The 12,428-nt window shown below is 36.6% G+C and carries 13 protein-coding genes and 1 pseudogene; 5 read left to right on the forward strand and 9 right to left on the reverse strand.

Annotation, left to right across the window (positions count from 1 at the left end; all coding sequences use genetic code 11):
* Positions 1-77: 77 nt before the first annotated feature.
* The 3 genes from WH223_RS10220 to WH223_RS10230 all read right to left on the reverse strand — a co-directional run bounded on the left by WH223_RS10220 (position 78) and on the right by WH223_RS10230 (position 2,406).
* Positions 78-1,445 carry an exonuclease domain-containing protein gene (locus WH223_RS10220; protein ID WP_340047611.1) on the reverse strand — a complete coding sequence of 456 codons (1,368 nt, stop codon included), beginning with the start codon at positions 1,443-1,445 and terminating at the stop codon, positions 78-80.
* A 209-nt stretch (positions 1,446-1,654) separates the two neighbouring features.
* Complete coding sequence (locus tag WH223_RS10225) at positions 1,655-2,089, reverse strand: hypothetical protein (RefSeq protein ID WP_340047521.1); 435 nt, start codon at positions 2,087-2,089, stop codon at positions 1,655-1,657.
* Between the two features lie 11 nt (positions 2,090-2,100).
* On the reverse strand, positions 2,101-2,406 hold the full coding sequence (locus WH223_RS10230) for a hypothetical protein (protein WP_340047522.1): 306 nt from the start codon (positions 2,404-2,406) through the stop codon (positions 2,101-2,103).
* A gap of 163 nt (positions 2,407-2,569) precedes the next feature.
* On the opposite strand from WH223_RS10230, the gene WH223_RS10235 reads away from it, so the two are divergent.
* Entirely contained in the window at positions 2,570-3,322 is a 753-nt protein-coding gene (locus WH223_RS10235) for a hypothetical protein (protein ID WP_340047523.1), read from the forward strand.
* A 209-nt stretch (positions 3,323-3,531) separates the two neighbouring features.
* Here WH223_RS10235 and WH223_RS10240 read toward each other — a convergent pair whose 3' ends face one another.
* The 4 genes from WH223_RS10240 to truA all read right to left on the reverse strand — a co-directional run bounded on the left by WH223_RS10240 (position 3,532) and on the right by truA (position 8,830).
* Entirely contained in the window at positions 3,532-4,557 is a 1,026-nt protein-coding gene (locus WH223_RS10240; RefSeq protein ID WP_340047524.1) for a cytochrome d ubiquinol oxidase subunit II, read from the reverse strand.
* Positions 4,558-4,560: 3 nt separating this feature from the next.
* A complete protein-coding gene (locus WH223_RS10245) occupies positions 4,561-5,895 on the reverse strand; it encodes a cytochrome ubiquinol oxidase subunit I (protein ID WP_340047525.1) in 1,335 nt (444 codons plus the stop codon).
* 1,191 nt (positions 5,896-7,086) lie between these two features.
* Positions 7,087-7,608 carry a hypothetical protein gene (locus tag WH223_RS10250; RefSeq protein WP_340047526.1) on the reverse strand — a complete coding sequence of 174 codons (522 nt, stop codon included), beginning with the start codon at positions 7,606-7,608 and terminating at the stop codon, positions 7,087-7,089.
* Positions 7,609-8,029: 421 nt separating this feature from the next.
* Complete coding sequence (truA, locus tag WH223_RS10255) at positions 8,030-8,830, reverse strand: tRNA pseudouridine(38-40) synthase TruA (RefSeq protein ID WP_340047527.1); 801 nt, start codon at positions 8,828-8,830, stop codon at positions 8,030-8,032.
* A gap of 270 nt (positions 8,831-9,100) precedes the next feature.
* On the opposite strand from truA, the gene WH223_RS10260 reads away from it, so the two are divergent.
* From WH223_RS10260 to WH223_RS10275, 4 genes are all read left to right on the forward strand, one after another.
* Positions 9,101-9,649 carry a GNAT family N-acetyltransferase gene (locus WH223_RS10260; protein ID WP_340047529.1) on the forward strand — a complete coding sequence of 183 codons (549 nt, stop codon included), beginning with the start codon at positions 9,101-9,103 and terminating at the stop codon, positions 9,647-9,649.
* A gap of 145 nt (positions 9,650-9,794) precedes the next feature.
* Positions 9,795-10,298, forward strand: a complete 504-nt coding sequence (locus WH223_RS10265; RefSeq protein ID WP_340047530.1) for a hypothetical protein — start codon at positions 9,795-9,797, stop codon at positions 10,296-10,298.
* 102 nt (positions 10,299-10,400) lie between these two features.
* Complete coding sequence (locus WH223_RS10270) at positions 10,401-10,970, forward strand: hypothetical protein (protein WP_340047531.1); 570 nt, start codon at positions 10,401-10,403, stop codon at positions 10,968-10,970.
* Complete coding sequence (locus WH223_RS10275; RefSeq protein ID WP_340047532.1) at positions 10,964-11,245, forward strand: CPCC family cysteine-rich protein; 282 nt, start codon at positions 10,964-10,966, stop codon at positions 11,243-11,245. The genes WH223_RS10270 and WH223_RS10275 overlap by 7 nt, the downstream gene beginning before the upstream one ends.
* Positions 11,246-11,342: 97 nt before the next feature.
* Here WH223_RS10275 and WH223_RS10280 read toward each other — a convergent pair.
* A pseudogene (locus WH223_RS10280) lies at positions 11,343-12,143 on the reverse strand (IS3 family transposase); the annotation flags it as partial.
* A 17-nt stretch (positions 12,144-12,160) separates the two neighbouring features.
* Positions 12,161-12,427, reverse strand: a complete 267-nt coding sequence (locus tag WH223_RS10285; protein ID WP_340046301.1) for a transposase — start codon at positions 12,425-12,427, stop codon at positions 12,161-12,163.
* Position 12,428 lies beyond the last annotated feature (1 nt).

Consider the following 12,428-nt stretch of genomic DNA (forward strand, 5'->3'; position numbering starts at 1 on the left):
CGCTATAAAAAAATCCCTACAAACATTCCGTTTGTAGGGATTTTTTTTATGAATATCAAGTCTTAACCAAATCAGCTCTACACGGATTTTATAGCCGATAAATACCTGACTTTCGAAGGATTCTCCTCTGCATATTTTAAAACGAGCTCTTGCATATAGTTATTCGTTATGCATTTATCACGGTAGGAGACCACATCCTCTGCTTCGGCCCACTGATTAAGTTCTTCTACAAAGCCAAAGGCAAACAGCTTCTCTTCTTTGAAATAGATATAGCTATTCTCTGTCTCATGACGACCTTGGTCGATCAGGATAAAGCTGCGCTGCTGCTCGCGTAGCGTGGTCAATATTGTATCTATAGTAGCATTGTGTTGCTCACGATCGGGCAGTTCCATTGTGGTGCTTTCACTACGCATCACTTTTTCCGTTGTTCCTGGTGTATAAAAGGAGCAACAAGCTGTACTTATCTGGTAGGTGCTGATTAGCTTATTCAAGAATTGATTGGCATTCGTTGCGTTCTCAAAGTATTGTACGCCTTTGATGAGGGCGCTAACTTTGCTAATCGCCAAGCGGCTGTAGCCACGCATATCTTCGTAATGAAACAGCGTAAACTTAGGTTCATATTTCTTTTGCGCTTGATTGTGAATAGGCCAATGCTTCTTTATCAACTGGCATTCCATCAGCAGGGCCATCAGCTCTGTTCCGGATTCTAGAAAGTCGATATGGGCTATGTCATTGATAAATTCCTGCCGACGTAGGCTGCTGCTGTTGCCCGAAAAATGGCTGAGCACACGTTTTTTTAGGTTGACAGCTTTGCCTACATAAATTATCTTTCCCTTGCTATCTTTAAACGTATACACGCCTGCCGTTTCTGGTAGCTTGTCTACTTGCGCTTGGCTAAGTTGTGTCGGTAGCTTATGCTGACGTTTTTCCTGTAAACTTTTCGTGATGAGGCCAGTTTCGCTGTCGGCATCGAGCAGTTTATCAAATAGGATGCTCGTTGCACGTACGTCGCCCATCGCGCGGTGACGGTCACTCAGCGGAATGCCTACCTGACGGCATAGGTTTCCAAGGCTGTAGGAGCTAAAGCCTGGTAGAAGCTTCCGCGATAGCCTTACCGTACATAGCTTGGGTGCTTCCCACTCGTATTCTGCTTGCTTTAATTCGCGGTGGATGAAGGAATAATCGAAATTTACATTGTGTGCCACAAATACTTTGCCTTGTAAGAGGTGGTAAACATCCTCGGCGATATCCGAGAAATAGGGCGCATCGGCCACCATCTCGTTATCTATTCCGGTTAACGTTTGTATCGCATAGGGGATAGGGCAGTCGGGGTTTACCAAGGACTGATATTCCTCAATGACCTTCTTACCATTATGGATCAATATGGCAATCTCCGTAATACGTGCACCAGCAGCATGACTACCTGTCGTCTCAATATAGACAATAGCAAAGTGTTTCTGTTTATTAACAGTACAATATTACTAAATTAATTAGTAAGTAAAGCTGTTTTTTTAAAATCTGTTGAAGCGTGTGGGGGCTTTGGTTATTGTAGCTGCATATTAAGGTAGACGCCTAAGCATCGATAGAACTTATTATCTTATGCTCCAGCAAACAAGGTTATCACTTTAATCTTTCCTAAATCGGTAGCAGAAATCTATTTAGGTAAATTAATTGGAAGATAGTCTTCATTCTTGTCAATTAAATGCTTTTCTACAAGTTTATATAAGTCTGCACGGTTAATACTAGATTGAGTATAATCTAAGGTTAATATTGAGGGTGGATAATAATTATATAGGTATTTTGATGGAATGTGCTTTATAATATCCTGATTATTTGCTGCTTCTTTAAAGTATTGCTTAAACTTTAAAGAATCACTTTTTATTTGTGAGACTTTATCGAGGTATTTTTGATGTGCTTTCTCTAGACTCTCTTTTGAAATTTTATGTTTTCCAAATAATTGTTGATGATCTTCATATGATCTCTTACTTGCTAGTAGTAAGATAATCTCTTTATCAAAATCATTTTGCCAGGATTGCGCTTCAACTTTAAATCCTACAAATAGCAATAGGCCTAAGATTAGTACTTTCATAATTCCCTTTTTTAATATACAGTAAACTCTTGATTTGTAGTTTTTTTCTTGAAAATAGCAGCTTGTTCTATAATATCAAAATTATCCATTTTACTTAATACCATAATTACTCTTCCCAAAGCATTAAAGTGACTTACATTACCTGAATGAAGCCATTCATGTTGCATTTTGTCAGGTGTAACTCCTGAATATACAACAACATCACCAACTTTTATAGTACTACTATCAGCAACGTCATCATAGTACTTCAAATTTACGCATATAACCCGTTTTGGCATTCCATAATCTGCACCCGTTTCTAAATAAGAAATCTTCATAATGAAAAGTTTGTAATAAACAGCTTTGCAAAAATAGCAGTGTTTTTGTAGCTTCGGTTCGAGATATGCTTTTTTGCAGAGTCGACCATAACCAATTGTAATAAATGAAAAGTATATTCCAAAAACCGATAATCTATTGTACGATAGTTCGAAAAAATAACCAATGAAGAAAATATTTACAATTTTAGCTTTAATAATGGCCTTTAAATCATATGCTCAGCATGTTGACACCATAAAAATTGCGGACTTTAAATTGTGTGAGTTGACAATTGACTTTTTAAAAACAAAAGATCCTAATTTAAAGCAAACTAAAGTGCAAGAAATGGACTTATGTGCTGATGGTTTTGTTCAAGATATCAGGTTTGAAAATAGAATAGGCTATGAAAGTGCATTATATCCTGGTGTAATTTTTCAAAAATATGGTTCAGAAAATCATTCAATTTCGAAAATCCATTTGACAAAAGAATTCAAGGGCTATCTTCCAAATGGCCATTACATCGATTTGCAATTCTTAAAAGCAGAAGACATTCTGAAAAAATATAATAATTTAAATTATTGGACATCACGAGGGTGTTCTGACTATTGGGGAATAAAGGATGGTGAACAGATTTATTATTACGTAAAAATCAATAAAGATAAAAAACCGCAGTATCCTGTCGATGAAGAATACTATGCGGAACAACCAATTGAAGGGATAGACATCATTGCAGATTGTTATTCTTACGAAAGAAACAAGACAAAGAAATTTAAGGAATTAATAATTTTAGAAGGGAAAGTAGTGGATGAAGATGTATTAAAAGGCATAAAACCGGAGGATGTTGATACCTTCACGATAATTAGGGATCAAAATGCAATTGACAAATATGGAGAAAAAGGTAGAAATGGCGTAGTTGAAATAACCTTAAAAAAGAAGTGACAGCAATGAGACTGTAACATCAACTGTGTCATTGGACAATTGACCTTAAAAAGAAAGCAGCTACACCAATCTGGATTTAAGACAGGAAGAAAGTAAGCACGTTAAGCGTCGTTTAGCATTCTCTTATTAATTTCGAATTATGGTTTTCAAAACTTTATAGAGACTACCATAGTTCAAATGCGTATTTTGAATATGTAGTTCATTAATTCTTATTGCTCTACCATTTCCTCCTTTTTGTTTATTCGGGTAAAGGTATACATCAAATAAAATAAGGTAGGGAGGATAAATATACTTCCAAGCAATAATGCCCAAGCTAATGCATTTATCGTTGCAGGAGCACCTTGATGAGCTATCAACGATAAAGTTCCGCCATCTTTAAAAAGTATTAAATCGGGATAGTGTTTGTAAGTCGCTGCAAAGAGAATCATGACAACTTGAAAGCCACCTAATAATCGCATTAAACCAGCTTTTTCGTATTTAAAAATAAAGAACAATACGATAAGCGATATGGAAGCGATAGAAATGGCAATTTGCCCCCATATATCTCCAAAGATCCATCGCATCAGCGGAATTTCAGCTTGATAAGCCACTGTGAATACTATAGCACCAAAAAATACGACGATGAGAATAAATATCTTGGCCAGTCGAATCATTAATTTCTTTTCTTCCGAGTTCTTTCCTGCGCCTACGGCAAAAATGGAGGCAAGGTATCCACAGATGGATATCGTGAAGAACCCAACAGAAATACCAAAAGGGTTTAACCAGCCCGAGATATAAGCGCTAACAAAATCTGTAGCCTGGCGATCTATGCTGCCAGAGACGGTAGAAGCGGCAATAATTCCGAGGAAAAAAGGAGTTATAAAACTAGAAAGGGTAAAGATACGGTTATAGATTTTTTGCATATCATCCGTGATCGCATCATAATTTCTAAAAGCAAAGGCTGTACCTCTTGCGATAATCCCAAGTAACATACATAGTAATGGAATATGCATGTAAATGGACATATTGCTATATATTTCGGGAAATCCGACAAAGAGAATAACGATAGCAATAATCAACCACATATGATTTGCTTCCCAAACAGGACCTATCGCTCGGTACATAATCTTCCGAACAAGCTCACGGTCTTTTTTCTTACAGAGAAGTTCTACGATTCCTGCTCCGAAATCGGCTCCGCCTAATAGTAAATATAAACAGATGGAGGCCCATAAAAAGGCAATCACAACATATAACATAGCTTATTTCTTTAATTTAAACGCAGGATCTGTAGGGTCATATAGCTTTCCAACCATCTTAATCTGTCTATACAGTAGAAAGACAACGACGGTAGATAAGGATACAAATACGGCCGTAAATATGTAAAATGAATAGACAATACCAGGCATAGGAGTTACGGCATCTATGGTGCGCATAATGCCATAGATAATCCAGGGTTGCCTTCCGACTTCAGTGACTACCCAGCCCGCTTCTAGCGCGATATATCCCATAGGCGTGGCGATGACAAATAGTTTCCATAACCATGATTGATCTAACCAATGCTTTTTCTTCCATAAGGCCAAAAAATAGATCAGCGCAAGTAGCATCATCAGCATGCCTAAACCGATCATTATCTGAAAGGCATAATGGGTGATCGCGACATTAGGCCATTCATCTCTTGGAATATCATTTAATCCAGTTACAGGCGTGTTGAAGTCTCCATGGGCAAGAAAACTTAATACGCCCGGAACTTTGATTGCGTATTTTAAGGTTTGATTCTCTTCGTCAGGAATTCCGCCGATAACAAAACTTGCTCTCGGTTCCGTTTCAAAATGCGCTTCCATAGCGGCTAGCTTGGCCGGTTGGCGTTTTGCCACATCTTTAGCGGAAATATCTCCTGATAGAGGTTGTAATAAAGCGCCGACACACGCGGTTGCTGCTGCAATTTTAAAAGCCTTCTTATGAAAGTCTACATTTTTATTTTTTAAGACCATGAGCGCATGGACACCTGCTACTGCAAAACCTGTAGCCACAAAGGCAGCAAGGGTCATGTGTAAAGCTTGTGAAAACCAAGCTTCATTAAACATGGCTTTAATTGGGTCGATATTTAGATATTGTCCATCGATATAGTCAAATCCAGCAGGGCTGTTCATCCATGCATTTGCGGCGACAACGAGGATTCCAGAAGCTATTCCACTTATTCCGACAAGAAGCCCTGTCGCCCAATGAAACCAAGGATTGAATTTATCCCAACCATACAAGAAAAATCCTAATGCTATAGCCTCGATGAAAAACGCTGTTCCTTCTAACGAGAAAGGCATACCAAAGATGGGGCCGGCATGTTTCATAAATTCTGGCCATAGTAGGCCCAGTTCAAAGGAAAGCATGGTGCCTGATACAGCGCCGGTGGCAAATAGTATAGCTACTCCTCGGCTCCAAGCCTTGGTAAGACCTCTATACATCAAATTGCCTGTCTTTAGGTAAATGAAATGGGAGATACACATAAAGAATGGCATCACCATTCCAACACAGGCGAATATAATATGAAATCCCAAGGACATCGCCATTTGGGAGCGGGCGGCAATAAAATCATCCATAGTCTTATGATTAATGTCTTAAAATTAAGGAAAATAACGTTTTAAAAATGTTGATAATTAACTTATTAATGGTGTTTTTTAAAATAGAGTCGTTCTAAATAACGTAGATAAGGAATTAATTAATGATGTTTTGGATTTTTTTGATTAAAAAATGTGAAGAAAGTAGGAGGGGATTGGGCTTTTCGTCATACCAAACTTGGTTCTGTGTTATTTTGTTTGGTTAATTGATGATTTTTAATGGTCGTAGGGAGGGATTGAGGTTTTTTAGTCAACGTAGTTGTTTTAGTTTTTTAGCAAGTCGGATGATACCTTAAAAAGCTCACAGCACAGGATGGAATTCTATTTGACTCTACAATAGAAGTTTTCAACAAACAGAGCCTAAGTGGATTAAGCACGAGCATTATTGAAGTACATTTTGTATATTGTGTATACTTAACCGTTATGACTTAACTTGAAAAAGAGATTGGAGATCTTGGAATAGAAATCGAAAAATGATAAAACTTCATCTCACTAGTTTTGTTTTTGAAAAACCAAAGCAGAAAACCTATTAAAAAAATAAGCCCCGGACACGACCGAGGCAAAAGCTTTTACTTAGTTACGCTCTTGCGGACAAGAGGAGGCTTGACTAAGCATAACATATTTAAGGTAAATTTTTAATTAAACCAATTTTTTCGTGAAATACGCACAACTTGAATTATATGTTTCCCAAGCAAGACTCAACAGATTTTTGAGGGCTTGCGGAAATTCAAAAACAAAAGCACAGAAATTACATAGAATCAATCTCAGGGTCGCTCAGGCATTCTATCCGGTAATGAACTTGTTTGAGATATTCTTGCGTAATGCACTTTACAATCAATTGTCCCTACATTTCAGTGATCAGGATTGGATAAATACGCAAAGTATTTGTTTATGAGTGACCCAGACTTAGTACCATAAAGTTATTTTTTAAGAACATGTCAAATAATCTATAATAACGAATTAAGATTCCCTCTCACAGTGTTTACCCCACGAGATTACGAACGTTTTTAGAGGACAATAATATAGCGCTTTTTTGCGGTTCCGTTAACGATAAATCAGTTCTTGGTTAATGGATGATGAACAATTGAAAGAGTTGGAGAAACAGCGTCTAATTAGGAAGATTTATAGTCTTGGATTTCCAACTAAGCTATCGATGTTTCAAATTTGGGTTTATTAAAAGTTAATTGTTTGCATCGCATCAACCCAATTTAATTGCTGGTGACCATTCTGAACGCTTGAAAATGTAGGTTTATAATTTTTTCGAAGGTATTTGTCCATCTTATAAATATCTTCAAGCGTCAAAATTGTACCTGTTTTTACCGTGAATAAAATATTAATAATAGTTCCGTTTGAACTGCAGAATAAATATACTTGTAAATTTTCTTTTGAAGCTTTCAACAGTTTAATCTTGTCATCAGTCAAAGCTGCAATAACTGATTGTTGTAAGCTTGTGCCGTTGGTAAGACGTATGTCTAAACGCTCCGTTGGCAAATCGTTAACCATTTTTGGATTTTCCTTTAAAGCGTTTTTTTCGTCTCTGTTTATTACATAATATTTTGAAGTACTTATCTCTCTTACAATATACGGTAAGTTTCTAATTTTATATTCCCCAGGTTTAATATCTTGTTGAGCAAATATTTGTATAGGCGTCCAAAATGCCAAAATAATTAACGTGATTAATATTTTCCTTTTCATAGTATTAAATTTATAAATTACTGACCACAATTAGGAGGAAACGCCCCATTAAATAGTGTCATTAGCATTTCAGGTGTCATATTTGGATCAATAGGACCCTTCCTAGACTTAGGATCGTCCGATTGTATAAAAGTTTATTTGTAGCCGATTATTTGCTCGCGTAGGTATCTCTAGATACTTCTGAATTTATCTGCAGGTAGGTCATATTGAGTTTTACACTTCGCTGTAGGTTGAGATAATTGTCCCAGTCTGTTTTCAGACCAAAGTCGAGAGATAGGTTATTAAATAGAACCTTAACATAGAAACCCAATATTGGAGCAAATAGATTGTATTTCTGTTACACCTCATCTTTTGATGTGCACGCTCCATATTTATAGGGCAACTTGAACTATTTCTTTACAAATGAAACGCTATTGAAAGTTTAAATCAAAGTCCAGTTTGCACTTTGTGTTGGTGTTAAAAAATCAGTTCGTGCTGGTAGGTCTAAATAGGGATATTGTACTTTTGATAGGTATAATCCTATAGGATAAGCAGGTTGTAATATTTTTGGGATCTCTAGCGTTATTAAATGGCTTTCAAATTCATCAATACTTAACTCTCCTGTTCCAATTTTTAATAATTTACCGGTTATAATGCGAATCATTTTACCTAAAAAGCGATTACTCCCGACATTAAAACGAATTCTATCACCCTTTTCGTTTACATATATAGCAGCTGATGTCACGTTACACAAGGTATGTTCATTCTTATCAGGCTGTGTACAAAATGATCTAAAATCTTTATACTTAAGCAATAATTTAGCTGCATCACTCATTTTATGAAGGTCCAAATTAGGGTATAAATACAAAGAACTCTGATTGCTTAAAAACGGGTCTTTATACGTATGCAAAAAGTAATCATACTCGCGATAAACAGCGTCAAAACGAGCATGAGGCTTACCTTTCATTTCTATGATATCATAAATAGCAATATCAGTAGGAAGTGCTTTATTCAATCGATAAAGCAAATCAAAATCCCAATTTTGTTCAATATCTACATGAAAAAAAAATTGACTAGCATGAACTTGAGCGTCTGTTCGCCCACATCCATATATAGTAGTCGGTACTTTTAGAATTTTAGAAAGGGTGGTCTCTAAAACCTCTTGTACACTATTAACAGCTGGTTGTCGTTGCCAACCACTGTAATTTTGGCCTTGATAGGCGATATGGAAGAAAAATCTCAAATTACTTTATTATAGAGCACAATTGTACGCAAAAATGATAGTATAATTCCCAGAATATCAATTTTTTTTAGCTAAAGAAATGTAAAACCTTTATTTAGGCAGTATATCGTTTTCCGTTGAAGTAATACTAAAGGATAAGATCTTGTCTTTAAATCCTCTCTGAAAATGATGATTGGGTAGGAGGGTTGGGAAAGCTTTTTGTATATTGGTTTCGCTAAAACAGCTGTTAGTGGTCAGCTTAAAGGACGATAATCATACGACAAGAGAGAAATGAAAATATTTGTAGAAACGGAACGATTGATTTTAAGGGAAATACTTCCGACAGACATCGACGGAATGTTTGAACTTCATTCTGACCAGGAAGTCCATAGATTTTTAGGAAACAAAACAGTAAAAAGCAAAGAAGAAACGAGTAGTCTTATAAATTTTGTCAGACAACAATATATAGACTTCGGGATTGGACGTTGGGCTATTATTGACAAAAGCACAAATAATTTCATTGGCTGGACAGGCTTAGAGTTTGTTACTGAACTAACTAACAATCATAAAAATTACTATGATCTTGGATATCGACTGATTAGAAAATATTGGGGCCAAGGAATTGCAACAGCAACAGCAATTGCGTCATTGGAATATGCATTCGAGAAACTTAAAACAGACGAAGTTTTCGCAAGAGCTGATGCCGATAATATCGGTTCAAATAAAGTATTAGAGAAAGTCGGACTAAAATTTATTGAAACATTTAACCTTGACGGAATAAAACATAATTGGTATAAAATTGATCGAAACGATTACCAAAGAACAAAGCCGAACCGCTAACAAGGATTTTGAAATAGGGAGCGAAATTTGAAAGTTCAACGGTTGTTCTTCAATTCAACTTATGTACAAAATTCAAAATTTGCTCCTTTATTGCCCCAACATCTTAAAGCCCAAAACCGTTATCTGTCAATGTTAAGAAGATCGTATGAACAAAAAAATAATTCCTGGCTGGACAATAAATATTGACGAAATTTCCAATGGCGTGTTTAAAGTGATGTTGACAGATGCTTATGGACGCAAAGCAGAAATCATTGACGACGCAACTGAAGAAACAATTGATAAAGCAATCGGTTATGCATTCGAAATTGAAAAGCAAATCTCACAGAACTGGAATTTATTCCTTTACGAGCTCGCTGATCAGAAATTAGAAGACAAAGACATTAAAAACAAAGATTATGATGCCCAAGTATTTGGTTCGTGGTTCATCGAAAGACAAGACAAGCGTTTGGTTTATGATGGTAAAGACTCTTGGTTAATATTTCAGACTAAAACCAAAGATGATTGGACAGATATAGAAATAATAAAAAAAGACGAGTTGAAATATTCAAATTTTGTTAGACAAATAAACAGGATGATAGAAAACACTACACATAACAACACCTTGCCAAAAGCGGGGCGAACGTGGTGGCAGAAACTTTTCGGCTCTTAATAAACATTAGTGCTAGCTTGAAAGATGGTGCTTCGAAAGCCCCGCCTTCAGCAATACCCAAAACGTTATCCACCATTTTAGGACGACCCCATACTAAACAAAATGATGACCGAAAAACGATACGAAATATTAAACTTTTTGCCTACTTACGGACCAATGTATGTTCCTGTAACAGACAATGGAGAAGTATTTTATTCAGAAGGGGTTCCTATTCGATTTTATAAAACTGACGGAACTGAATGGGTTGCTAACTTTCAACCAGGTTGGACAGACTTAAAACAAATTATAGAATTTGAAAATACTCCAAACTTGTTAGTAGTTGCTTGCGGAACGTGTTATTTAATGCACCCAAACGATACAAAACCAATTGAAGTTTTTGGAGTTGGTTATTCAAAAATTTTTAAGGCAAGCAAAGGCAGACTTGTTTTTCAAGACGAAACCGAACTTACAATTATTGAGCCTGACGGAACACGTTGGGACACAGAAAGAATTTCGTGGGACGGATTAGCTGAAATTAAAGTTGAAAATAATTTGGTATATGGACTTGCAATTAATCATATGCATTATGAGGACGAATGGGTTGAGTTTAAGTATGACCTTGATACAAAAACTTTGACAGGTGGAAGTTACTATACATTGGAGAAAAAAAGACCTTGGTGGAAAGTATGGTAACAGAAAGATTTGCTTGTCCTTGTTGTGGCTACAAGACATTAGCTGAACAGCCAAACGGGCATTACGATATATGTGAAGTTTGTTTTTGGGAAGACGACCCAATTCAATTTGACGACCCTAATTATGAAGGTGGAGCAAATCACGTTTCACTTAGACAAGGACAAAAGAATTTCATTGAGTTTGGCGCTTGTGAAAAAGAAATGGTTAAAAACGTAAGACAACCAACAAAGGACGAACAACGAGAAGAGAATTGGAAACCATTAGAAGGACGATAAAAACGGGTCTTTATACGTATGCATAAAGTACTGGTAGACTTACCTGTTTTTGAAGACTTACCATTTTTCAAACAGTGAATAAATATAAAAATATGCTTTAAGAAACCAATGGATTCTTAGCATATAACCAGGGACTTAATCCATTTAGTGATTTATGTGGATGATTACTATTGTAGTCAATCTGCCACTCATAAGCTAACGCATTGACTTCTGTCAGCGAATCGAACAAGTATGCGTCTAATACGTCTTCTCTAAACGTCCGATTCAGTCGTTCGATATAAGCATTTTGCGAAGGCTTTCCTGGCTGGATGTACTGTAACTCGATTCCGTGATCGTGACAAAACTCAATAAATATTTTAGACAAAAATTCGGGTCCATTATCCGTTCTTATGCGTTTGGGCTTGGGTCTAAATAACAAAAGCTCCTTTAATTTCTGCACCAACCTGACGCCGGGTATAGAATAGAAAGCCTCATTTATCAATGATTCCCGATTATAGTCATCAATGACATTGAGTACCCTGAATCTACGTCCATTAGCGAGAGAGTCACTCATAAAATCAATTGACCAGGTTTCGTTGACTGTGCCAGGAACCGTCAGTTTTTCTTTAATCCGAGACGGAATACGACGTTTGCGTTTTACTCTAAGTTTTAACTTGATATTCCGATAAACACGAAGTACCCTTTTTCTGTTCCAGAGCAGACCTTCCAGCCGTATCTTACCAAAATAGGTTTCAAATCCTCTTGTGGGATATCTGGAGGCCAGATCCATTAATTTTGAAATAACTATTTGATCGTCCTTTCTGTGGTCATAGTAGTACATACTCCGACTCATACAGACAATCTTGCATGCTCTATGAATACTGATTCCTCGCTCATTTATAACGCCGTTCACCAGCTCTTTACGTTCACAAAGCTTTAGAGCTTTTTTTCAATTATATCTTTTAAGATACGGTGGTCAAGACTTAAATCTGCAAACATCCGCTTTAGACGGGCGTTCTCTTCTTGAAGAGCCTTCAGCTCTTTAAGGTGCTGAGCATCCATACCTCCGTACTTTTGCTTCCATTGATAGAAGGTAGCTGCTGAGATCCCGTGCTCTCTGCAGATATCCTTTGTGGCCTTTCCTGACTCATATTCCTTGAGAATATTGACAATCTGATATTCGGAAAACTTGCTCTTTTTCATA

The sequence above is a fragment of the Sphingobacterium sp. MYb382 genome (assembly GCF_037572665.1).
GTDB lineage: Bacteria > Bacteroidota > Bacteroidia > Sphingobacteriales > Sphingobacteriaceae > Sphingobacterium.

Bases quoted from the DNA above. Each gene is read 5' to 3' on its own strand.
- WH223_RS10225 (WP_340047521.1), bottom strand. From the start codon at position 2,089: ATGAAAGTACTAATCTTAGGCCTATTGCTATTTGTAGGATTTAAAGTT.
- WH223_RS10230 (WP_340047522.1), bottom strand. From the start codon at position 2,406: ATGAAGATTTCTTATTTAGAAACGGGTGCAGATTATGGAATGCCAAAA.
- WH223_RS10235 (WP_340047523.1), top strand. From the start codon at position 2,570: ATGAAGAAAATATTTACAATTTTAGCTTTAATAATGGCCTTTAAATCA.
- WH223_RS10240 (WP_340047524.1), bottom strand. From the start codon at position 4,557: ATGTTATATGTTGTGATTGCCTTTTTATGGGCCTCCATCTGTTTATAT.
- WH223_RS10245 (WP_340047525.1), bottom strand. From the start codon at position 5,895: ATGGATGATTTTATTGCCGCCCGCTCCCAAATGGCGATGTCCTTGGGA.
- WH223_RS10250 (WP_340047526.1), bottom strand. From the start codon at position 7,608: ATGAAAAGGAAAATATTAATCACGTTAATTATTTTGGCATTTTGGACG.
- WH223_RS10260 (WP_340047529.1), top strand. From the start codon at position 9,101: ATGAAAATATTTGTAGAAACGGAACGATTGATTTTAAGGGAAATACTT.
- WH223_RS10265 (WP_340047530.1), top strand. From the start codon at position 9,795: ATGAACAAAAAAATAATTCCTGGCTGGACAATAAATATTGACGAAATT.
- WH223_RS10270 (WP_340047531.1), top strand. From the start codon at position 10,401: ATGATGACCGAAAAACGATACGAAATATTAAACTTTTTGCCTACTTAC.
- WH223_RS10275 (WP_340047532.1), top strand. From the start codon at position 10,964: ATGGTAACAGAAAGATTTGCTTGTCCTTGTTGTGGCTACAAGACATTA.
- WH223_RS10285 (WP_340046301.1), bottom strand. From the start codon at position 12,427: ATGAAAAAGAGCAAGTTTTCCGAATATCAGATTGTCAATATTCTCAAG.